Origin of the sequence: Streptomyces sp. NPDC015125 (assembly GCF_043080045.1) — a bacterium.
GTDB lineage: Bacteria > Actinomycetota > Actinomycetes > Streptomycetales > Streptomycetaceae > Streptomyces.
The window spans coordinates 158940-180534 of the sequence record NZ_JBIBVF010000009.1 but is presented as its reverse complement, the minus strand read 5'-3'; the positions used below and the strand labels follow the sequence as shown (position 1 = coordinate 180534).

23 protein-coding genes are annotated in these 21595 nt (G+C 70.4%); 11 read left to right on the top strand and 12 right to left on the bottom strand.

Annotated elements, in window-relative coordinates; genetic code table 11:
- Positions 1 to 225: 225 nt before the first annotated feature.
- Entirely contained in the window at positions 226 to 948 is a 723-nt protein-coding gene (locus ACF088_RS21280) for a copper homeostasis protein CutC (RefSeq protein WP_392377323.1), read from the bottom strand.
- Positions 949 to 1272: 324 nt separating this feature from the next.
- Here ACF088_RS21280 and ACF088_RS21275 point away from each other — a divergent pair, with 324 nt between their 5' ends.
- The 3 genes from ACF088_RS21275 to ACF088_RS21265 all read left to right on the top strand — a co-directional run bounded on the left by ACF088_RS21275 (position 1273) and on the right by ACF088_RS21265 (position 5223).
- Positions 1273 to 1470 carry a hypothetical protein gene (locus ACF088_RS21275; protein WP_392377322.1) on the top strand — a complete coding sequence of 66 codons (198 nt, stop codon included), beginning with the start codon at positions 1273 to 1275 and terminating at the stop codon, positions 1468 to 1470.
- Between the two features lie 139 nt (positions 1471 to 1609).
- Complete coding sequence (locus ACF088_RS21270; protein ID WP_392377321.1) at positions 1610 to 2293, top strand: hypothetical protein; 684 nt, start codon at positions 1610 to 1612, stop codon at positions 2291 to 2293.
- A gap of 551 nt (positions 2294 to 2844) precedes the next feature.
- Positions 2845 to 5223 carry an IPT/TIG domain-containing protein gene (locus tag ACF088_RS21265; protein ID WP_392377320.1) on the top strand — a complete coding sequence of 793 codons (2379 nt, stop codon included), beginning with the start codon at positions 2845 to 2847 and terminating at the stop codon, positions 5221 to 5223.
- A gap of 696 nt (positions 5224 to 5919) precedes the next feature.
- Here the strand turns inward: ACF088_RS21265 and ACF088_RS21260 are convergent.
- The 3 genes from ACF088_RS21260 to ACF088_RS21250 form a co-directional block, all read right to left on the bottom strand.
- Positions 5920 to 6462 carry a pyridoxamine 5'-phosphate oxidase family protein gene (locus ACF088_RS21260; protein ID WP_392377319.1) on the bottom strand — a complete coding sequence of 181 codons (543 nt, stop codon included), beginning with the start codon at positions 6460 to 6462 and terminating at the stop codon, positions 5920 to 5922.
- A 446-nt stretch (positions 6463 to 6908) separates the two neighbouring features.
- Positions 6909 to 7184, bottom strand: coding sequence for a DUF4031 domain-containing protein (locus ACF088_RS21255; RefSeq protein ID WP_392377318.1), 276 nt, complete (start codon positions 7182 to 7184; stop codon positions 6909 to 6911).
- Positions 7185 to 7300: 116 nt separating this feature from the next.
- Complete coding sequence (locus ACF088_RS21250) at positions 7301 to 7663, bottom strand: hypothetical protein (protein ID WP_392377317.1); 363 nt, start codon at positions 7661 to 7663, stop codon at positions 7301 to 7303.
- Positions 7664 to 7814: 151 nt separating this feature from the next.
- Between ACF088_RS21250 and ACF088_RS21245 the strand changes: the two genes are divergently transcribed.
- The 3 genes from ACF088_RS21245 to ACF088_RS21235 all read left to right on the top strand — a co-directional run bounded on the left by ACF088_RS21245 (position 7815) and on the right by ACF088_RS21235 (position 11706).
- Entirely contained in the window at positions 7815 to 8762 is a 948-nt protein-coding gene (locus ACF088_RS21245) for a MurR/RpiR family transcriptional regulator (RefSeq protein WP_392377316.1), read from the top strand.
- A 135-nt stretch (positions 8763 to 8897) separates the two neighbouring features.
- A complete protein-coding gene (gene murQ / locus ACF088_RS21240; protein ID WP_392377315.1) occupies positions 8898 to 9836 on the top strand; it encodes an N-acetylmuramic acid 6-phosphate etherase in 939 nt (312 codons plus the stop codon).
- A 112-nt stretch (positions 9837 to 9948) separates the two neighbouring features.
- Positions 9949 to 11706 (top strand): PTS transporter subunit EIIC, encoded by a 1758-nt coding sequence (locus ACF088_RS21235; protein WP_392377314.1) that lies wholly within the window; start codon positions 9949 to 9951, stop codon positions 11704 to 11706.
- A 92-nt stretch (positions 11707 to 11798) separates the two neighbouring features.
- On the opposite strand, the gene ACF088_RS21230 is transcribed toward ACF088_RS21235, so the two are convergent.
- The 5 genes from ACF088_RS21230 to ACF088_RS21210 all read right to left on the bottom strand — a co-directional run bounded on the left by ACF088_RS21230 (position 11799) and on the right by ACF088_RS21210 (position 14474).
- A complete protein-coding gene (locus ACF088_RS21230) occupies positions 11799 to 12011 on the bottom strand; it encodes a hypothetical protein (RefSeq protein ID WP_392377313.1) in 213 nt (70 codons plus the stop codon).
- Positions 12008 to 12259, bottom strand: coding sequence for a hypothetical protein (locus ACF088_RS21225; RefSeq protein ID WP_392377312.1), 252 nt, complete (start codon positions 12257 to 12259; stop codon positions 12008 to 12010). The genes ACF088_RS21230 and ACF088_RS21225 overlap by 4 nt, the downstream gene beginning before the upstream one ends.
- Positions 12260 to 12718: 459 nt before the next feature.
- Entirely contained in the window at positions 12719 to 13672 is a 954-nt protein-coding gene (locus ACF088_RS21220) for an SDR family NAD(P)-dependent oxidoreductase (protein ID WP_392377311.1), read from the bottom strand.
- Between the two features lie 320 nt (positions 13673 to 13992).
- A complete protein-coding gene (locus tag ACF088_RS21215; protein ID WP_392377310.1) occupies positions 13993 to 14223 on the bottom strand; it encodes a hypothetical protein in 231 nt (76 codons plus the stop codon).
- A complete protein-coding gene (locus tag ACF088_RS21210; RefSeq protein ID WP_392377309.1) occupies positions 14223 to 14474 on the bottom strand; it encodes a hypothetical protein in 252 nt (83 codons plus the stop codon). The genes ACF088_RS21215 and ACF088_RS21210 overlap by 1 nt, the downstream gene beginning before the upstream one ends.
- A 120-nt stretch (positions 14475 to 14594) precedes the next feature.
- Here ACF088_RS21210 and ACF088_RS21205 point away from each other — a divergent pair, with 120 nt between their 5' ends.
- The 5 genes from ACF088_RS21205 to ACF088_RS21185 all read left to right on the top strand — a co-directional run bounded on the left by ACF088_RS21205 (position 14595) and on the right by ACF088_RS21185 (position 18296).
- On the top strand, positions 14595 to 15425 hold the full coding sequence (locus ACF088_RS21205) for a helix-turn-helix domain-containing protein (RefSeq protein WP_392377308.1): 831 nt from the start codon (positions 14595 to 14597) through the stop codon (positions 15423 to 15425).
- The gene (locus ACF088_RS21200) at positions 15412 to 15738 is read left to right on the top strand and encodes a DUF397 domain-containing protein (RefSeq protein WP_392377307.1); all 327 of its coding nucleotides are present in this window, start codon (positions 15412 to 15414) and stop codon (positions 15736 to 15738) included. The genes ACF088_RS21205 and ACF088_RS21200 overlap by 14 nt, the downstream gene beginning before the upstream one ends.
- Positions 15739 to 15997: 259 nt before the next feature.
- On the top strand, positions 15998 to 17023 hold the full coding sequence (locus ACF088_RS21195; RefSeq protein WP_392377306.1) for a hypothetical protein: 1026 nt from the start codon (positions 15998 to 16000) through the stop codon (positions 17021 to 17023).
- A gap of 51 nt (positions 17024 to 17074) precedes the next feature.
- On the top strand, positions 17075 to 17359 hold the full coding sequence (locus ACF088_RS21190) for a hypothetical protein (RefSeq protein ID WP_392377305.1): 285 nt from the start codon (positions 17075 to 17077) through the stop codon (positions 17357 to 17359).
- 205 nt (positions 17360 to 17564) lie between these two features.
- Positions 17565 to 18296 carry a hypothetical protein gene (locus ACF088_RS21185; protein ID WP_392377304.1) on the top strand — a complete coding sequence of 244 codons (732 nt, stop codon included), beginning with the start codon at positions 17565 to 17567 and terminating at the stop codon, positions 18294 to 18296.
- Positions 18297 to 18554: 258 nt separating this feature from the next.
- On the opposite strand, the gene groL is transcribed toward ACF088_RS21185, so the two are convergent.
- From groL to ACF088_RS21170, 3 genes are all read right to left on the bottom strand, one after another.
- The gene (gene groL / locus ACF088_RS21180) at positions 18555 to 20180 is read right to left on the bottom strand and encodes a chaperonin GroEL (RefSeq protein WP_328385173.1); all 1626 of its coding nucleotides are present in this window, start codon (positions 20178 to 20180) and stop codon (positions 18555 to 18557) included.
- A 455-nt stretch (positions 20181 to 20635) separates the two neighbouring features.
- On the bottom strand, positions 20636 to 20839 hold the full coding sequence (locus ACF088_RS21175) for a cold-shock protein (protein WP_003986833.1): 204 nt from the start codon (positions 20837 to 20839) through the stop codon (positions 20636 to 20638).
- 423 nt (positions 20840 to 21262) lie between these two features.
- Positions 21263 to 21541 (bottom strand): MoaD/ThiS family protein, encoded by a 279-nt coding sequence (locus tag ACF088_RS21170; RefSeq protein ID WP_392377303.1) that lies wholly within the window; start codon positions 21539 to 21541, stop codon positions 21263 to 21265.
- Positions 21542 to 21595: the final 54 nt, after the last annotated feature.

Genomic DNA, 21595 nt, shown 5'->3' with positions numbered 1-21595 from the left:
GAACGGGGAGCCCGAGGGCGCGCGTGCGCCCGCCCGGCGCGCCTGCACCCCGGGTCCGCCGGTCGACGGCTTAAGCCCGCCGGTCGACGACGCAGCCCTGCCGATCGACGGCTCAAACCCGCCGGTCGACGACGCAGCCCGCCCCGGTGTGCGACGACGCAGACCCGCCGATCGGCGACGCAGCCCGCCCCGGTGTGCGACGACGCAGACCCGCTGCGCGACGGCTCAGACCCGCTGCGCGACGGGCTGGTCCAGCGCCTCCCGCCAGGTCCGTACCGCCGCCGCATCCACCGGTGCCGACCAGCCGGCGGGCCGGGCGGCGCCCCCGATGTGGAACGCGTCGAGACCGGCCGCACGCAGCACAGGCAGATGACCGAGCCCGAGCCCGCCGCCGATCAGGATCCGCGGCGCGTACCCGGGCTCATCCGCTGCGGTACGCGCGTGCTCGGCCAGCAGCGTCGGCACCCCCGCGTCGACGCCCTGCGCGGCACCGGCCGTCAGATAGGTGTCGAGCCCGGCAGTGCCGGCCGCCGCCGACAGCTCCTTGCGCAGCGCGTCGCGGTCGGCGGCCCGGTCGATGGCCCGGTGGAAGGTCCACCGGCAGCCGTCGATCACCTCGGCCAGCGCCGCCACCGCATCGAGATCCGGCCGCCCGTCCGACGTCAGAAAGCCGAGGACGAACTCCTCGGCACCCTCCGCCCGCAGCGCCGCGGCCTCCTCGCACAGCGCCGTCACGTCACCGGCCGCGAAGCCGGCGGCGGACCGCAGCATCACCCGCAGCGGAAGGTCGACGGCCGCCCGGATCGCCGCGAACGCCGCGCGGGGCGGGGTGAGCCCGTCGGCCGCCATGTCCGTGACCAGCTCCAGGCGGTCGGCCCCGCCGGCCTGGGCGGCGACCGCGTCCTGCGGGCCGAGCGCGATCACCTCCAGGAGCGCGCGCTTGTTCATATGACCCCATCCTTCGATGACGACGTGACGAGACGGACCGCCCCGGCACCAGGCAACAGGTCTAGTCCAATATCCCAGACTACGGGCCACCCGGCACCCCGGGGCCACCCCGGCACCGCCACGACCGGAATCCGCCCGTACGCCTTACCCGTACACCTAACGTGGTCATCGCCGGAAGCACCCAGCCGGGCGGACCGGCCGGTCAGTACGCACTCCGGGCGCACTCTCCGGGCTGTGATCCTCTACGGCTTCACCAGGAGAACCGAGATCTCAAGGTCGCCCCGGGGCTCACCTACGGCTCCGCCAACCACTACGGCATCGGCCATGGCCAAGGGCCACCGCCAGGACTGCCCGAAGCTGCGTGGCGCCCTCCGGGACTACGTCACCAACGACACCTGGAACCAGGACTTCTCCACGCCCCTGTGGCCCATTCCCAAGGCCGACCCCAAAGGGGAGAACAACCACAAGCCGAGCGTCGAGATGATCGACGCCCTCTCGTGCCACGACGAGCCCCAGACCTGACCGAGCCCCATACCTGACCGGGCCCCACACCTGACCGAGCCCCAGACTTGACCGAGCCCCACACCTGACCGAGCCCCAGACCTGACCGGTCAATCGCCCTCCGCCCCGGTTTCCGGGCGCGCGAGGCACAATGGCGAGCATGACCTCCGTGTCCCGTACGGCAGACACCACCGACCCGGCGCAGGAGCTGCGGCAGCGATGGGCCGTGACCGTCGCCAAGGCCCGCGGCACCAAGAACCCCACGGCACCCGACCCCGCCCCGTACGCGGACAACCTCCTGTCCCGTTGGCGCGAACCACAACGCCGCTACCACACCGTCGACCATCTGACCGCGGTCCTCTACCGCATCGACGAACTGGCACAGCACGCCGACGACGTGCCCACCGTCCAGTTGGCGGCCTGGTTCCACGACGCCGTCTACCGCCCGGACCGCTCCGAGAACGAGGAGCGCAGCGCGGCCCTCGCCGAACGCGCACTGCCCGAGCTGGGCATCGGCCCGGCCCGCACGGCCGAGGTCGCCCGCCTGGTGCGGCTCACCGTCACCCATGACCCGGCGCCCGACGACCCCGACGGCGAGGTGCTGTGCGATGCCGACCTCGCCGTACTCGCCGGCTCCCCCGACGAGTACGCGGCCTACGCCGCCGCGGTCCGTGCCGAGTACGCCTTCGTCCCCGACCCCGACTTCCTCGCCGGCCGCTCCGCCATACTGTCCCAACTCCTTTCCCTGCCCCGCCTGTTCCGGACCCCCCGCGGCTACGACCGCTGGGAACACCTCGCCCGCCGCAACCTCATTACGGAGCTGGATCTGCTGCGCGGGGCGTAGGGCTTCAGAGGGCGTCTCCCCCTCCAGCACCACGGGGGTGCGGTGCGCTCAGCGTCACCAACCTGTCCGGACAGCACACCTGGTGCCGCACGATCTCCTTGTGTCAGCGGGCAGGCCCGCTACGCCGTCGCAGTCGGACTGCCGGATGCTGTGGCGCCCGTGGCCGGGCTGTCCAAGGTGTCTTCGACCTCGTGATCGGGCCAACCGCGACAAGATCATCTCGCCTTTGGTCGGACTTCAGGGCCACCCCTCAGCCGTCGCACCACGCCCAGGTTGGAAGGAGGCCGGCGTCGGTTTCGCACGCTCCGCCATCCGGGTCGCATGTGATCGGCCGCATAGACGAGGTCTGCCGACAAGTGCCTTACTGCTGGGAGTGAAATCCGGCGGGCCGCCCATCCCTCACCGGGGGTGGACGGCCGTTCCGTGGAAGAACGTGACTTCCCGGTCCGGCTGCCGTATTGGCGCCCCCTCTGAGGAGACTCACCACCCGTTGGGCTGCGGCAGACGTGATGGCCCGGGTGGTTGACGGCCCCTGATTCGAAGGAGCTGTCATGGATACGACAGATAGTTGGACTTCCGCACAGGCACTCGCGTCACTCGCTGCCGGTGCGGGGGCGACACCGATGAGCCAGTTAGGACGAGAGACACAGGCGGCGGCTGTCGCCGCACTGCTCTCGCGGGGAGCCGTCCCCTGCGGAACGCTTCCGCTACAGGGCCGGCTAGCAGGGGTGATGCTGCTCGCCAATGCCCTGGTGCCGGTGGGAACCGGGCCGATCGGGGTGGCGATCACTCCGGACGGCAGCTTCGCCTACGTGGCGAACAACGGAGCCTCCACGGTCAGCGTCATCGACACCGCCACGAACCTGGTGACCGCCACCGTCACGGGCCTGAACGGGCCGATCGATGTGGCGATCACACCGAACGGCAGCTTCGTCTACGTCACCAACGGCAACAGCAACACCGTCAGTGTCATCGACACCGGCACCAACACGATCACCGGTCCTCCCATCACCGTCGGCGCCAACCCGTTCGAGGTCGACATCACTCCGAACGGTGCCTTCGCCTACGTGGCGAATCACGGCAGCGGCACGGTCAGCGTCATCGACACCAGCACGAACCTGTCGGTGGCCACCATCACCGTCGGCAGCTTGCCGAACGGCGTGGCGGTGAGCCCCGACGGCCTGACCGTCTACGTCACCAACTCCGGTAGCGGCACGGTCAGCGTCATCGACACCGGCACGAACCTGGTGACGGCGACCGTCGCCGTCGGCAGCACCCCGATCGGCGTGGCGTTCACCCCTGACGGCAACTTCGCCTACGTGGCGAACAACGGCTCCAGCACCGTCAGCGTCATCGACACCACCACCGGCCCGCCGAGCGTCGTCACCACCATCCCCGGCTTCGGGACCCCGGCCGGTGTGGCAGTGAGCCCGGACGGCACCCGGGTGTTCGTGGTGAACTTCGGCACGAACAACGTCAGCGTGATCGACACCGGCACCAACACGATCCTCACCACCCTGGCCGTGGGCACCCAGCCCTCCCGGGACGCGGTGACCCCGGACGGCAACTTCCTCTACGTCACCAACAACGGAAGCAACAACGTCAGCGTCCTGCAGATCCGGCCGATCATCACCAGCATCACCCCGGCGTCCGGCTCGACCCTCGGCGGCGACCCGATCACGATCACCGGCAGCGGCTTCACCGGCGCGACCGCCGTCACGCTCAACTCCACCCCCGTCGCCGGCTTCGTCGTGGTCGACGACAACACCATCACGGCGACCACACCGGCACACGCCGCCGGTACCGTCCAGGCGAGCGTGACCGTGCCCCTGGGTACCGGAACGGGCGGCAGCTTCACCTTCGTCGTCCCCGCGCCCACGATCACCAGCATCAGCCCCGCCTCCGGCACCACCTCCGGAGGCACGCTCGTCGTCATCACGGGCACCAACTTCACCGGCGCGACCGCCGTGAGCATCGCCGGAACCCCGGTCACCAGCTTCCAGGTCGTCGACGACACCCACATCTCCGCGATCACCGCGCCGCACGCACCCGCTACCGGCCTGGTGTCCGTCACCACCCCCGGCGGCACCGCCACCGGACCGGTGACCTACACCTACGTCACCCCGGCCCCGACGATCAGCGGCTTCACCCCCGCCTCCGGCAGCACCACCGGCGGCACCCAAGTCACCATCACCGGAACCGGGTTCACCGGCGCCACCGCGGTCAGCATCGCCGGAGCCCCCGCCACGAGCTTCCAGGTGCTCAACGACACGACCATCGTCGCCATCACGGCACCGCACGCACCCGCGAGCGGCCCCGTCACCGTCACCACCCCCGGCGGAACGGCCATCAGCGCCACCAACTACACCTACGTCACCCAGGCTCCGACCGTCACCGGGATCTTCCCCACCAGCGGCCCGGCCGGCGCCAGCACCCAGGTGGCCATCAGCGGCACCGGCCTGACCGGCGCGACCAGCGTCACCGTCAACGGCACTCCGGTGCCCTTCACCGTCGTCTCCGACAACGAGATCATTGCGACCCTGCCCCCGCACGCGTCCGGAACCGTCACGGTCACCGTCAACACCCCCGGGGGCAGCGCGAGCATCCCGTTCACGTACACCCGTGACCGCACCCAGCTGACCGCCACCCCCGCGGTGGTCCAGGTCTTCCCGCCGCACCCCTACGCAGGGATTCTGACCGCGACGCTGACCGACCTCGACACCGGACAGCCCCTCGCGGGCCAGCCCGTCACCTTCACCACCGGCAGCATCACACTGTGCACCGCCCTCACCAACGCACAGGGAGTGGCAGTCTGCCCCGCCATCCTGGCGCTGCCGCTGATCATCCTCAACGGCGGATACACGGCCACCTACGCGGGCAGCTCCAACTACCAGCCCACGACTGCCCACGGCGCCGTCATCACCATCTGACAAAGCCCCAAGGCCGTCAGAGGCATTCCCTCTCGGACATGGAGGGACCGGGTGAACCACAGCCAGGAAGACTGCCGGGCCTGCAGAAGGTCCGCCAGTGACTGTGGAGGCGCCCAGGCGACCAAACGAAGAGGCCCTCCACCGCGCCAGGTGGGGGGCCTCGATGCCCGTTCACTCCGGCAAGTCGATACCCAAGGCACCAGCCAAGTCCCGCAGCTCCTCCCGCGGACTCTCGGCGCCCGAGCCGCCGGCCGAGCCGCCCAAGCTTCCAGAAACTCGTCCCTTGTGTGCCTCCGACCTGCGACGTTCAGGCGGGTTCGCCGCCGCAACGCTCCGGCTTCCGCGCCGGACGACCCTGATCGCGCTGCTCGCCGCCTTCGGCTTGGGCCAGGTGGCAGGCGCGCTGGCAGCCGTCGGCGCCACCGCCCTCGCCTTCCGGCTCCACCGCAGGACAGGCAGCTCACGGGTGATCGCCTCCTCGGCAGCCGCCACTCCGGCAACGGCGGCACACAAGGCAGCGGAGACAGCGGAGGCAGCGGAGACAGTGGTGACCACGGCGGTGACCACGGCGGTGACCACGCGGCAGCAGCAGCAGAAACAGCAGAGGCCGGGGATCCCGGTAGGGCGGCACCGAGCCCCTGAGACGGCGCCCCGCCCCGGCCCACCCCGGCTCACCCCGGCTCCCCCACTCCGGCCCTACGCCCCGCCGTCGAACCGCCACCGCGTCTGGCTGTACGTCTCTCCCCGCCCGAACCCGAAGGCCGTGACCGGCTCGACGCGGAAGACCACGGCCCGGCCGCCCTGCCCCTGGAACGCGCCGTCGCGGACGTCGAAATGCCAGTCGCTGCCGTACTTCTCGGTGTAGAGACCGGCCAGCCGGCGCAGTGTCGGCTCGTCGCTGACCTGCACCGCGTCGCCCTCGACCACCACATCGAGCCCGGCATGCAGATCGTTGCCGCCGGCCGTCGAGGTGGTCAGCACGCAGTGCGCGTTGGTTTCGAGGTTCTTGGCCTTGCGTTCGCCGGGGCCGGTGCAGAAGTGGAGGGCACCGTCCGACCAGACGGCGAGCAGCGGGGTGACATGCGGGCGCCCGTCGGGCCGGACGGTGGTGAGCCAGAAGATCTCCGCCTCGGTCATACCGCCGACGGCCGTGGGCCATCCGGTCGCCGTGGCGTCCTCACTGCTGTAGTCGGGGTCGAGATCGGTGGCCGGCTCCCGACCCGGTTCGCTGACGGACATGGCTGTCCCCTTCCCATACGGCTTCCATCCGGCGCGCGGTCAGGCCCATCGTCCGGCGGCACACCGTCACGCCCCCGCTACGACGCGCCGCAGCGGGCTCTGCCAGGAGCGGCTGTACGGGGGGGGCGGCTCTACGGGGGGGCTGCTCCACGGGGGGGCGGCTCCACGGGGGGCGGCTCCACGGGGGGCTGCTCCACGGGGGGGGCTGCTCCACGGGGGGGGCTGCTCCACGGGGGGGGGCGGCTCCACGGGGGGGCTGCTCCACGGGGGGGGCTGCTCCACGGGGGGGCTGCTCCACGGGGGGGGCTGCTCCACGGGCTGCGGGCTAACCTGCGGCGTCCTCTCCCCTTCGACGTCCCGCCCGGGACGGCTCCCAGCGGGCCAAGGCCCACCGGACACGAGTCGCCCAATGACCAAAACGCGCCTCACCCACCCCCCGGCGGGCCTCACGTCCGCGGCGCCGGCCGGTTCTTGGGGCGGCGCAGCCCCGCGGCCGTCAGGCGGCGCAGCAGCTCCTTGCTGCCGACTTCCACGGCTCCGGCACGGACCGCATCGCCGTACCGCTCCGCCGGCAGGTCGTAGTGGTCGCGCTCGAACGCCCGCCGGGGCGCGCCGATCCCCGCCGCGAAGATGTGCAGTTCGTCGAAGGAGTGATCGCTGACCAGGTGCGACCACATCCGGCCGTGCCCGGGCCAGGTGGGGGGATCGATATAGACCGCCACGTCAGCCCTCCGGCCGGATCACTGCGTCAGCCCGCCGCACCATCCACCACCTCGCACCTTCCGCCACCTCGCACCATCCACCTCGCACCATCCACCACCTCGGACCATCCGCCACCTCAGCCCTCCAGGGAAGCGCCGAGCCGTCCGACCCGGGCCACGGCGACCGCCGTCTTGGGACAGACCCAATGCGGGTCGGGCCCCAACTCCGGTTCGACGTCGAGCGCATGGGGATCGCCCGACTCCGTGCACACGGGGCACAGCGGCCAGCGGCCGTACCGGTCCAGCAGGGCGTCCTGGACGTCCTGCGCTATCAGTCCCGCGACGAATGCCGCGCCTTCAGGCCATTGCTCCACCCACCACCGGCGGTGGACGACCGCGTCCTCCACGAGCGAGACGATGTCGGCGTCGGCCACCTCATCCGCCATCAGGTCGGCGAGCACCAGCGCCCGCGCGGCATGCAATGCCTGTTCCAGCTCCATGCTGCCCATTGTCCCCCGGCCACCCACCGGCGAAGGAGTTGTCCACAGCCCCGGCACGCATCACCCGCGCACCCCGGGCGGATCATGCGCTCTGTCCACAGCGCTCACTGAGGGTATTGACGCCGCGCGTCGATGAAATTACTTTTCAAGCGTGAGCAGTAGCGTGAAGGAAACTTTCAAGGACGCGGCCGTCGAGACCCGACCGGCCCCGGCCCCACCCGCCCCCGCCGCACTGGCCGCCAAGGTCCGCACCCTCGCCCCGACGATGACCCGCTCCATGCAGCGGGTCGCCGAGACCGTCGCGAGCGACCCGGCCGGCTGTGCCGCCCTCACCGTCACCGGCCTCGCGGAGCGCACGGGCACCAGCGAAGCCACCGTCGTACGGACGTCCCGGCTGCTCGGCTACCCGGGCTATCGCGACCTGCGGCTCGCCCTCGCCGCGCTCGCCGCGCAGCAGGCGGCCGGCGGCGCGCCCGCGGTGACCGCCGACATAGCGGTCGACGACTCCCTCGTGGAGGTCGTCGCGAAGCTGGCGCAGGAGGAACAGCAGTGCCTGGCCGACACCGCCGCGGCACTGGACGTCACCCAGCTCGAAGCCGCCGTCGCCGCGCTCGCCGGGGCCCGCCGCATCGATGTGTACGGCATCGGGGCCTCCAACCTCGTCGGCCAGGATCTCGCCCAGAAGCTGCTGCGCATCGGCCTGATCGCGCATGCGCACGCGGACCCGCATCTGGCCGTGACGAACGCGGTGCAGATGCGGACCGGTGACGTCGCCATCGCGATCACGCACTCCGGGCGGACCACCGATGTCATAGAGCCGCTGCGGGTGGCCTTCGACCACGGCGCGACCACCATCGCCATCACCGGCCGTCCGGACGGCGAGATCGCCTCCTACGCCGACTACATCCTCACCACGTCCACGGCCCGCGAGAGCGAGCTGCGACCGGCCGCGATGTCGTCCAGGACGAGCCAGCTGCTGGTCGTGGACTGCCTGTTCATAGGGGTCGCGCAGCGTACGTACGAGACCGCGGCCCCGGCGCTCTCCGCCTCCTACGAGGCCCTCGCCCACCGCCACTCACCCCGCCACAACCAGCGCTGACCTCACGCTGCCCCGCCGCTGTGGGCCCGTGCCGCGACGGCGGCGCGGGCGTCACAGCAGCCCCGCGACGCGGCAGCGCAGCCGAAGAAAGCACCGCCCCCCCACGAGCCCGACCCGAAAAGAGCCATCGTTGCCATGACCTCCACCGCCGACTACGCCCATCTGCGCGCCCAGTTGGACACCCTCACCACCGAAGCGTTCCGGCCCGACCTCGCGGACATCGACCGCCGCTCCACCCTGGACATCGCCCGCACGATGAACGACGAGGACGCCACCGTCCCCGCCGCGGTCGCCCGGCGACTCCCCGAGATCGCCGCCGCCATCGACGCCACCGCCGCGCGCATGGCCCGCGGCGGCCGGCTGATCTACGCAGGCGCCGGTACGGCCGGCCGCCTCGGGGTGCTGGACGCCAGCGAATGCCCGCCGACCTTCAACACCGACCCCGCCGAGGTCCTCGGGCTGATCGCGGGCGGGCCGTCCGCGATGGTCACCGCTGTCGAGGGCGCCGAGGACAGCACGAAGTTCGCCGTCGAGGATCTGACCGGGATCGGCCTGACCGACAGGGACACCGTCGTCGGCATCTCCGCCTCCGGACGCACGCCGTACGCGATCGGGGCCGTCGAGTACGCCCGCGAGCTGGGCGCCCTGACCATCGGCCTGTCCTGCAACGCCGATTCGGCGCTGGCCGCGGCCGCCGAGCACGGCATCGAGATCGTGGTCGGCCCGGAGCTGCTGACCGGCTCCACCCGGCTCAAGGCGGGCACCGCCCAAAAGCTGGTGCTCAACATGCTCTCGACCCTCACCATGATCCGCCTGGGCAAGACCTACGGGAATCTGATGGTGGACGTCCGCGCCTCCAACGAAAAGCTGCGGGCCCGCTCACGCCGTATCGTCGCGCTGGCCACCGGCGCCACCGACCTGGAGATCGAGACGGCGCTCGGCAACACGGACGGCGAGGTGAAGAACGCCATCCTCACCCTCCTCGGCGATGTCGACGGCCCCACCGCCGCCCGCCTTCTCGACGCCGCCAACGGCCATCTGCGCGAAGCCCTCCAGGCCGCCAAGGACCGCTGAGACCTGCGGGGCCCCGCCGGCCCCGCCCCCATTTCCCCACCCCTGCCCCTGGCCCCCTGCCCCTGGTTCGTCTCCACAGCCCCTGGTTCGTCTCCACAGCAAGGCACCGCATATGCCCGAAGACAAGAACCTCGCCACCGCCGCCGCGATCCTCCCGCTCGTCGGCGGCGCCAGGAACCTCACCTCCATCGCCCACTGCATGACCCGGCTCCGCCTCGGCGTCCAGGACCGCTCCCTGGTCCAGGACGAAGCCCTCAAGGCGCTCCCGGCCGTCATGGGCGTGGTCGAGGACGACACGTACCAGATCGTGCTGGGCCCCGGAACGGTTGCCCGGGTCACCCCCGAGTTCGAGCGCCTGGTCGAACAGGCCCGCACCACGGACCCACCCCCGGAACCGAAGGCCGTGGCTCCGAAGGCCGTGGCGCCGAAGGCCGTGGCGCCTACCGACGGCCTCCGGGCCGCCACCCCACCCTCCGCGCCGGAGGAACCCACCCCCGACGCCGCCACCCCCACCGGCACCCCCACGGCCCCGCACCACCCCGCCCTCACCACCGCCGAGGAGCTGGCCGCCCAGGGCGCCGCCCTCAAGGCCCGGCAGAAGTCCCGGAACGCCACCCCGGTGAAGCTGTTCCTGCGCCGGATCGCCAATATCTTCGTCCCGCTGATCCCGGCGCTGATCGGCTGCGGCATCGTCGCCGGGATCAACGGCCTGCTGACCAACCTCGGCTGGCTGCCGTCCGCCGTCCCGGCGCTGGCCGCCATCGCCTCCGGCTTTATGTCCCTCATCGCCGTCTTCGTCGGCTACCACACCGCCAAGGAGTTCGGCGGCACACCGATCCTCGGCGGCGCGGTCGCCGCGATCATCGTCTTCCCGGGCATCGCCCACGTCACGGCCTTCGGCCAGAAGCTCGCACCGGGCCAGGGCGGAGTACTCGGCGCACTCGCCGCGGCGCTGCTCGCCGTCCAGGTGGAGAAGTGCTGCCGCCATGGGGTCTTCCCCGGCCGGGCGAAATCGGGAGCGTGGGGAAGGGTCCAGGTCCCCGAGGCACTGGATGTGCTTCTCACCCCCACCCTGACCGTCCTGGTCACGGGCCTGGTCACGATCTTCGGCCTGATGTACGTCGCGGGCGAGGTCTCCACCGCCATGGGAACCTTCGCCAACTGGCTGCTGGCCCACGGCGGGGCCTTCGCCGGCTTCGTCCTGGGCGGCCTCTTCCTCCCCCTCGTCATGCTCGGCCTCCACCAGGCCCTCATCCCCCTCCACACCACCCTCATCGAGCAGCAGGGCTATACGGTCCTGCTCCCGATCCTCGCCATGGCGGGCGCAGGCCAGGTCGGCGCCGCCATCGCCGTCTACCTCCGCCTCCCCCGCAACCGCTCGATCCGTACGACCATCAAGTCCGCCCTCCCCGCAGGTTTCCTGGGCGTCGGCGAACCCCTGATCTACGGCGTCTCGCTCCCTCTGGGCCGCCCTTTCATCACCGCCTGCCTCGGCGGCGCATGCGGCGGCGGCTTCATCGGCCTCTTCAACCAGCTCGGCGACGCCGTCGGCTCCACCGCCATCGGCCCCTCCGGCTGGGCCCTCTTCCCTCTGGTCAAGGGAAACCAGCCCGTCACCACCACCCTCGTCGTCTACGCCCTGGGCCTGGCCGTCGGTTATGTCACCGGCTTCCTCGCCACCTATTTCTTCGGCCTCAGCAAACAACAGCGGACGGACCTGAACGCGACCCGCAAAGATCCCGACGCCACCGCCACCGCTCCCCACCCCTCGCAGACCACCGATCCCGCAACCACCGGAAGCCCGACCACGCCAACCACACCGGACACGCCCACCGCACCGGGCGCGCCGGCCGGCCTCGGGACACGCTGAGGCCGTGCCCCGGGTCGGTATTGCCGTTGGTGTTGGCGTTGGTGTTGGCGTTGGCGGTGGCGGTGGCGTGAGACGAACACCCCAGTCCTTCCTCAGGGGATCATCCGGCTCTCCCAGTTGAGCTCTCTGAGGCGGGCCGCCAGTACGGCGGACGGCGGGGCGGGACGCAGTAAGTGCGGCGGGCAGGTCCACGGCCGGCCACCGCCGGGCTCGCGGAGCTGCACCAACGGCCCCTGGCGGCCCACGACCCGGCCGACGCGCCCGTCCCGCCCGTCCACCGCATAGCTGCCGGACGACAACTTCACGGCTGCCCCTCCTCCAGGCCGTGCCCGGGGGCGACGGTCTTGGCGTAGTCCGCCAAGACCTCGGCCAGCCGCTGGGCGGTGTCGAGATTGCAGCGCCCCAGCTCGACCAGGGGCGCCATGACGCTGCTCGCGCACGACACCGGGTCGACGCAGAGGGAAGGAAGGGTGACCCCCACTGCCTGGAGTGCGGTGTGCAGTTCCGCCATGACGCCCTCGGCCTGCCGTACCCGATCACGCGCCGTCAACATTCGCCTCATCACCTTCCACGCTGGGTACCCCGTCGTGCACACAGCGTGGCGGCTACCGGCCCAGCCTGCAGAGAGACGCCGATCCAACAACCGATCGTGTGTAACAGGGAGTTGCCGAGGCGTCCTGACCCCAGCCTCTCGCCCCACCGTCGTCACCCCACGCCATGCTCGGGGCCGGGCTACGGCACCGCGGATAGCCACCCGTGACCCGCGGATCAAGCCGCACGCCCCGAGCCGTCCACCCCCGCTCCCCGCCGTGTACAGCACTGACGCGAAACGGCACCCCGCACGCCGACCACACTCCGCACACCCCCACGGCCCGCACACCGGCAACCAACAACCGACAACGGACCACACGCCCGGCAGCCGACCGTACGACCGTCAGCCGTACATCCATCCGCACGGATCACCGCCCTGGCGCACAACGCGGCCGTCCACACGCCGGGCCGCGGCCCGAACCTAGTCGTGTGGGGCAAGCGCCAGATCGCCGCCGGTCAGGTCGCAGCTGGCCGCCCATAGGCGCGCCGCGGTCGTGGTGTCGGCCAGATGGCTCCAGACGGGTTCGATCATGGGCTTACCGCGTAGCCCGAACACGCGAGGTCCCCACAGCTGCCCGCCGCGTACGTCCGGGTCGAGCGTGGCCCGAACGGCGGGCCACGCGCCGGCTTCCTTGCCTTGGACGAGAAGGCCGAGCGGTAGGCCGCGCAACCGCTCGCCCGTGGTCCGGTCATGAACCAGCGGGCGCGAGGGGGTGAGCGAGTCGAGCGCACCGCCGGGATGGACGACCACGCTCAGCGTCGTGCTGCCCGCAGCGCGCAGACGGCGGTCAAGTTCGAAGCCGAAGATCATCTGAGCCAGCTTCGACCGCCCGTAGGTGCGCTTGGGCTGGTAGTCGTGTGTGCTGTGCAGATCGTCGAGGTCCAGGCGTTCGGACTTGGCCGCGAAGCTGCCGGTGGTGACGATCCGGCTCTTGGGAGTGGCCATGAGCAGGGGGGCAAGCCATCTTGTCAGTGCGAAGTGCCCGAGGTGGTTGGTGGCGAACATCAGCTCGTGACCGTCCTTGGTTTCGCGGCGTGGTGGATGGTCGAGCGCCACGCCGGCGTTGTGGACGACCGCGTCGAGACGGTCCAGCCGGAGCGCGTCCACGGACGCCTTGAGCGAGGTGACATCGGCCAGGTCCAGACGCAGATGTCGCACCTTGGCACCGGGGACGCGGGAACCGATCGAAGCAATCGCAGCTTTGGCCTTCGCCTCATCGCGGCTGCCGAGAACGACCGTGGCCCCGGTGCCGGCGAGCTGCTCGGCGACGAAGTACCCGATGCCCGCGTTGCCGCCGGTGACCAGGAAGCTCTTGCCCTCAGCAGGAGGCAGCCGGTGAACGTCCCACGACGGGGTCTTGAGTGCGGAGGGCATGGCAGGCTCCTGACGTTCGCAGCGATCTGGAGGGGATGGGGTGGAGGGATGGGGGGATAGGCGGATGGGGGATAGGCGGATGGGGGGATAGGCGGATGGAGGGGGATGGAGGGGGATGGGATTGCACCTTCACAACTGGTCCCGCCCACGCCTCACGTTCCCAGCGGCCACCTACACCCCGCCGACAGAACCCTGTCCGTCACCGACAGCCGACCTACATTGCGTGGGACCGTCATCCGTCGCACGAACCCGCCGCGCACACCCTCAGGCGCGAACAGGACGCGTTTTCGCAGGAGGGCGAAGCCGGCGCGGCCCACCCCTCACGGCATCCGGCTCTGCCAGTTCAGCTCTCTGACCCGGGCCGCCAGTACGGCGGACGGCGGGGCGGCGGACAGCGCGTGCGGCGGGCAGTCCCACGGCACGCCGCCCCCGGGCGGACGGAGCTGCACGATCGGCCCCTCGTGGCCGACGCCCAGGCCCACGACCACACCGACGCGGCCGTCCCGCCCGTCCACCGCAAAGCTTCCGGGCACCGGCACCGGCACCGGCATCACGGCCGCCGCTCCTCCTCACCGTGTCCCGGTGCGGCGGTCCGGGCGTAGTCCGCCAGTACGCCGGCGAGCCGCCGGGCCGTGTCCAGATTGCAGCGCCCCAGCTCGACCAGCGGCGCCAGATGGCCGCTCGTGCACGACACCGGGTCGACACCGAGGGACGGCAGGGTGATCCCCGCCGCCCGGAGCGCGGTGTCCAGTTCTTCCGTGACGCCCTCGGCCTGCCGCATCCGCTCACGCGCCGTCAGCATTCGCCTCATCACCTTCCACACTGAGTGTTGCCATTGCGTACACAGCGTGGCCACTACGGGTCTAGCCTGCATAGAGGCGCAGACCCAACAACCGATCGTGTGTAACAGGGAGTTGCTGCGATGCCCGGACCCAAACCCCTCGACCCGTCCTCGTCCCCCCGCGCCATGCTCGGCGCAGAGTTACGCCACAAGCGCGAAGAGGCCGGTCTCACCCAGGAAGAACTCGGCAAGCCCCTCTTCGTCAGCGGGTCGTTCATCGGCCAGCTGGAGGCGGGGACACGGCGGATGCAGCTGGAATTCGCCGTGAAGATCGATGAGATCCTCGGGACGGACGGCTACTTCACCCGCAACTGCGAGGCCGCGACGAAGTCCAAGTACCCGGACCACTTCGCGGAGGCGGCGGAGGCGGAAGCCATCGCCACATCGATCAGACAGTACGCCCCGCAGCTGATCCCAGGACTGCTGCAGACCAAGGCCTACGCGTGGGCGGTTTGCCGCGCGTACCAGCCGACGGCGCCGGAGGACGTGATCGAGGAAACGGTCACGGCACGACTCGAACGCACGCGCCTCCTCGACCATCCAACGACCCCGTTGTTGTGGGTGGTGCTGGACGAGGCTGTGCTGCGCCGCACGACCGGCGGCCCGGCGGTGATGGCGGAGGCGCTGTGGCACGTGGTGGAGCTGATCCGGAAGCACCGGGTCATCGTGCAGGTGTTGCCGTTCTCGGCGGGTGCCCATGCGGCGTTGGAAGGCTCCCTGAAATTAATGGCGTTCACTGACGCGCCACCGCTCGCGTACCTTGACGGTCTAGGCACAGGGCGATTGCTGGACGATCCAGCAAGGGTGGCGCAGTACGAACTGGCCTACGATTTCGTGGGAGCCAGCGCATTGTCACCAGAAGCGTCACTGGCCCTGATCGAGTCAGCGGCGGAGGCACATGACCGTGAGTAGTGAGTACGACCTGAGCACCGCCACGTGGCACAAGTCCAGCTACAGCGGCGGCAGCGGCGGCGACTGCCTCGAAATCGCGACTTGGCACAAGTCCAGCTACAGCGGCGGCAGCGGCGGAAACTGCCTCGAAGTCGCCACCTGGCGGAAGTCCACCCACAGCGACGGCAGCGGCGGCGACTGCCTCGAAGTCTCCGACGACCACCCCGGCATCGTGCCCGTCCGGGACTCCAAAGACCCGGACGGTCCGGCGCTCGCGTTCCGGGCACCGGCCTGGGCGGCGTTCATCGAGGGCATCAAGTCCAGTTCCCTGTAGGGCGCCTGACGGCACTCGGGGTCCGGGGCTCAAGCCGCGGACCCCGAGCCCTCTTTCCAAGGAACGGGTGGTCGGAAGAACACCCACCCGCCCTCCCCCGAGCCGCCAACTCCCGCACGTACCAGCGCGGATGACATTCCGTGACCGGCTTGCGACACCACACCGCGCCGGTCTAGCGTGCCCAGCAACAAACAACCCCGGCAGGTGCTACCAACACCGACCGGGGTCTGACCACCAAGATCGAACTAGGACCGATCTCATGGCTGACGACAACTTTAACGCCGTCCCGTGCGCCCCCGCACTCCCCCACCACAACCACCCCTCCGCCCGCCCCGGCTACGGCAAGCGCGAAGCGCCCGCACAACGCCCCTCCCGCCCCGGCGACTTCGCACACCTCCCCCGCCGCGAGGCATCCATCGCCGCCTACCTCGACCGGCTGCCCGAGGGTGCCGACATCTCCGTGAAGACGCTGGCCAAGGTGTTGCCGGACTACGGGCAGTGCGCCCTGCGGACCGCGCTCCGCCGCCTCTCGGAGGCCGGTCATCTGCGGCGGGTCGCCGAGACACACACGAGTGACGGCGGCAGCCCGCTCTGGGTGACGCGTACGTACTTCTCGCGTACGGCACGGGACGACTCCTGGTGGATGGCCTTATGCGCCGGGAACGTCCCGATGACCGACGACGCCGACGCCGCCGGTGACGCCGGTGACGCCGGTGACACCCCGCCTCCCACCGCCGATCCGCCACACCCGCAGAGCCCACACGTCCACGTCCGCACCCGTCAACGGCAGTCCCCCGGCTACGCCGCCCTCGCCGCCCTCGGCCGCGCCGAACCCCGTATGACGCTGTCCGCTGACGACTGCGCGTCCCTCGAAGCATTCGCGGAGGAATGGCTGGCGCGCGGCGCGACCCGCGACCAGCTCCTGTCCGCCCTGACCTCCGGGCTGCCGCCGCACATCCACCACCCGGGCCGACTCGCCCGCTCCCGGCTGCTCACCAAGATGCCGCCCGAAGCCGCCGAGCCGGGTGCGGGCGACCCGGCCCGAGGGCCGTCATCCGGTCCCCTCCGGATCATGGAGTGCACCGTCTGCCGTGCCCCCGGGCGGCCCGCCGCGCTCCCCGGGGGTGTCTGCGGCCCCTGCCGGGGCGAGGCTCCACCGGACGACCGGCGGCGTCGTGCGGCGGAGGCGACGGCCGCCCGAGTCCGTGCCCGCGTGCAGCATTTGCGCGCGGTCGCACGGCCACCGGCACCCAGCCGCAGTGGGGCCGCCGCCGGCCGACCGTGATCCTGCCGCACCGTGGCGCGGCAGTCAGTGGCAGTCAGTAGGGTCGACGCCATGCTGATCCGATTACAGCGCCCCTGGCGCGCCAGGCTGATCGTGGCCCTCACGGCTCTCGTACTGACCGTAGGCGGGGTGGGACTGATCCTGTGGGGCGAGACACCGCCCCCATTCCCGCCGCTGCCCGCGACGCACGGCCATGTCCTGGTGGTCCACGCCGTCTTCGAAAGCACCCTCGACCGCGATGCCCCGCCCGCACCGGCCACCCTCTGCGGCGCCGTGCTGCTGTCCGTGGCGGGGGCCCTGTGCCTCGCGGGCTGCCTCATCGTCCGCCGTCGATAGGGGCACCACGAAGCGGGCACGGCCCACGGAACAGGCGCGGCCCTACGGCGCGCCATAGGGGCGACCGGGGCCGCTGGGGCCACGGCGTAAGCAGAGGCCGCGGCATGCGGGGCCGACGGCGCGCAACGGGGTCGGCGACTCGATCCGGTCTGCGGCACACACCCCGGACCGGCGGCGACATCCTGTCGCCCTATGCTCCTGGCTCATGATCGAGAACAGGCTTGACGCCCTGCTGGAAGCCGGATTCACCGACCGTCTGAGCGAGCACGACCGGATGCTGCTGGCACGTCGGGCTCTCCTCAAGTCCTGCTACGAGAAGCCCTCTCCGGTTCTCTCGGACAGCTGGTGGTACGCGGTGCCGGGCGAGCGCTATGAGGGCCTGTTCACGGCTTTGGACCTGCACGACCGCTTCCCTGTGACACTCAGCGAAGGGGCGGACGTAGCACAGTTGCCCTACCGGCCAGGAGCAGTACCGGTGTTCGTCACGCCGGAACTCGACGGCTGGCGACTGATCACCGGGAACCTGGAGGACGCGGTCGGCATCGACTGGGACGACTGGATGAGCGCGGTGGAACGGCTGAGCGCCCAGTGCGGCGAAGCCCAGATGTTCTTCGAGGACACAGCGGGTGGATCAAACATCTGGGTGGTCGCCGAGCAGGGACGCATCCGGCGCCGGTACGCGCGCGAGGACGTTCCCGAGTGGGTCGGTGAGCCACTGCCGTGGGAAGACCTGCTCGTCGACGATGTGCACTTCGATGCGGAGTGTGACGAGGCCGAGCCCAACGCGGGCACAGCGGACGCCACCACCGCTTGCCGCCAGCTGTCGGTGGACCCCACCCGTATCGGCGCCGACACGCAGATACGGGGCCACGGCTGGCTGGCGCTGAGCGCACCGGGAGTAGGCCACGAGGACCTGAGCGGCCTGGCTCGCAGCTGAGGCTGAGGCTGCCCGTCGCTCCCGGTCTCCCACCACATCCGGCGATGCTCGCGCCGGCCGCGGAGGAGCACACCGGACCCCTCATATGGCCCGACCGTGGGCACCTGAGCCAGGACCACGGCCCTCCGCCCTTGAACCGCACCGGCCGGAGGCACCCGTGGAAACGCCGCCGGGGCGGCACCCCCTGGGAGGAGGGTGCCGCCCCGACGTACGTCTGGACGTGCGGTCCGGGAGGACCGGTGTCTGATCCGCGAGGGATCAGAAGTCCATGTCACCGCCCGGCATGCCGCCCGGAGCGCCGCCGGCAGCGGCCTTCTCCGGCTTGTCGGCGATGACGGCCTCGGTGGTGAGGAACAGCGCCGCGATGGAGGCGGCGTTCTGCAGCGCGGAGCGCGTGACCTTCGCCGGGTCGATGATGCCCTCGGCGATCATGTCGACGTAGTCGCCGGTCGCGGCGTTGAGGCCGTGACCCACGGGCAGGTTGCGCACCTTCTCCACCACAACGCCGCCCTCAAGGCCGCCGTTGACGGAGATCTGCTTGAGCGGGGCCTCCAGCGCGAGCTTCACGGCGTTGGCGCCGGTGGCCTCGTCGCCGTCCAGGTCGAGCTTCTCGAAGACCGAGGAAGCCTGGAGCAGGGCCACGCCACCGCCGGCGACGATGCCCTCTTCGACGGCCGCCTTCGCGTTGCGAACGGCGTCCTCGATGCGGTGCTTGCGCTCCTTGAGCTCGACCTCGGTGGCGGCACCGGCCTTGATGACGGCCACGCCGCCGGCCAGCTTCGCCAGACGCTCCTGGAGCTTCTCGCGGTCGTAGTCCGAGTCGCTGTTCTCGATCTCGGCGCGGATCTGGTTGACCCGGCCCTGGACCTGCTCGCTGTCGCCGGCACCGTCGACGATGGTGGTCTCGTCCTTGGTGATGACGACCTTGCGGGCGCGGCCGAGCAGTTCGAGACCGGCGTTCTCCAGCTTGAGGCCGACCTCCTCGGAGATGACGGTGCCACCGGTGAGGATGGCGATGTCGCCGAGCATGGCCTTGCGGCGGTCACCGAAGCCCGGGGCCTTGACGGCGACGGACTTGAAGGTGCCACGGATCTTGTTGACGACCAGGGTCGACAGGGCCTCGCCCTCGACGTCCTCGGCGATGATCAGCAGCGGCTTGCCCGACTGCATGACCTTCTCCAGGAGCGGGAGCAGGTCCTTCACGTTGCTGATCTTCGAGTTGACGATCAGGATGTACGGGTCGTCGAGCGCGGCTTCCATGCGCTCCATGTCGGTCGCGAAGTACGCCGAGATGTAGCCCTTGTCGAAGCGCATACCCTCGGTGAGTTCCAGCTCCAGACCGAAGGTCTGGGACTCCTCGACGGTGATGACGCCTTCCTTGCCGACCTTGTCCATGGCCTCGGCGATCAGCTCGCCGATCTGGGTGTCAGCGGCGGAGATGGAGGCGGTCGAAGCGATCTGCTCCTTGGTCTCCACGTCCTTGGCCTGCTCCAGCAGGGCGGCGGAGACGGCCTCGACGGCACGCTCGATGCCGCGCTTGAGGGCCATCGGGTTGGCGCCGGCGGCGACGTTGCGCAGGCCCTCGCGGACCAGAGCCTGGGCCAGGACGGTCGCGGTCGTCGTGCCGTCACCGGCGACGTCGTCCGTCTTCTTCGCGACCTCCTTGACCAGCTCGGCGCCGATCTTCTCGTACGGGTCCTCGAGCTCGATCTCCTTGGCGATGGATACACCATCGTTGGTGATCGTGGGGGCGCCCCACTTCTTCTCGAGGACGACGTTGCGGCCCTTGGGGCCGAGGGTGACCTTGACGGCGTCGGCGAGCTGGTTCATCCCGCGCTCGAGACCGCGCCGTGCCTCCTCGTCGAACGCGATGATCTTGGCCATGTGAAGTGGTCCTCCCGGACTAATGGGGTCTCCCCTGCTCGAACGCAGTTGAGAGCTTGGGGAAGGATTTCTCCGGACCGCGCTGGCGCCCGCGACGGACGACCTGCAGACCTGTGTGGTTCCTTGCCCCACCGGCCCACGGGCCTCACCGACCCGGTCCTTCTTTGTCACTCTCACTGGGAGAGTGCTAACGCAATGATTAGCACTCGCACCCCTTGAGTGCAAGGCGGCTTCGAAGATGCCCCCTATCGGGGTGGCGCCGGAGTGACGGGTGGATGACAGGTGAGCGCAGGCCACCCGGGGCCGACCCGCCTGCCCGGCCGTCCACCGTCCGCCGTCCGCCGACAGCGGCATCGGGCATCGGGGATCGGGCATCGGGGATCGGGCAGCAGACAGCAGAAGGCCCGCACCCTTCACGGGTACGGGCCTTCACTACGCAGCAGTCGGTCGGCGCCTCAGCCGGCCACCCGGACCATGTCCGCCTGCGGCCCCTTCTGGCCCTGCGAGATCTCGAACTCGACTCGCTGACCCTCCTCAAGGGTGCGGTAACCGTCCATCTGGATCGCGCTGTAGTGGACGAAAACATCCGCACCACCGTCGACCGCGATGAAGCCGTACCCCTTCTCCGCGTTGAACCACTTGACGGTGCCCTGAGCCATGCCTAACTCCCCTATTACTGGCCCTTGCGCAGGACCGCACTCCGCGGACCCGGGTCAGACCTCACCCCGCGAAAGCCCTGTGGGGTGTGCGCCGGAACGCGTCGACCGCCGCTGAATGTATCTGCACAGATGCCCAGCGCAACAGGTCAATCGGACGAGAAATCTGGGGCCGGAGAATCGGCAATATGCGGTGAAATCCCGGTTCTCCCGGGCAAGTCGGGCCGGGCATAGCTCACCTAAGCGACAAATGTTGCCCACACTTTGGACACAACTGATCGCGATCTCATATGCGTTCGGCACACGCACGCGCTATAGCGGAGGGGTATCACCTCAATGGTATCTCCTTTCACAACATGGAATTGCCCCGTCCGCTTTCTGGCGGACGGGGCAATTCCGGTCAAGCAGGCCAAGAATTGGCGCAAATCAGCAGCCTCCGGCCACCGCGGGAATGATCGAAACGCCCGCACCGTCCGGGGTCGGCGTCTCCAGGCCCTGCTCGAAGCGCACATCGTCGTCGTTGACGTAGACGTTCACGAAGCGGCGCAGCTTGCCGGCGTCGTCCAGCACACGGGCCGCGATGCCCTGGTGGTTCTGCTCCAGGTCGGCGATCACCTCGGAGAGGGTCGCGCCCTGGGCGGCGACCTCGGCCTGGCCGCCGGTGTACGTGCGGAGGATGGTGGGGATGCGGACCTTCACGCTCATGGTTCTGCCTTCCGGGTATTGCGGAGTACGAGTTCGGGGACGGTGGCCCGGCCT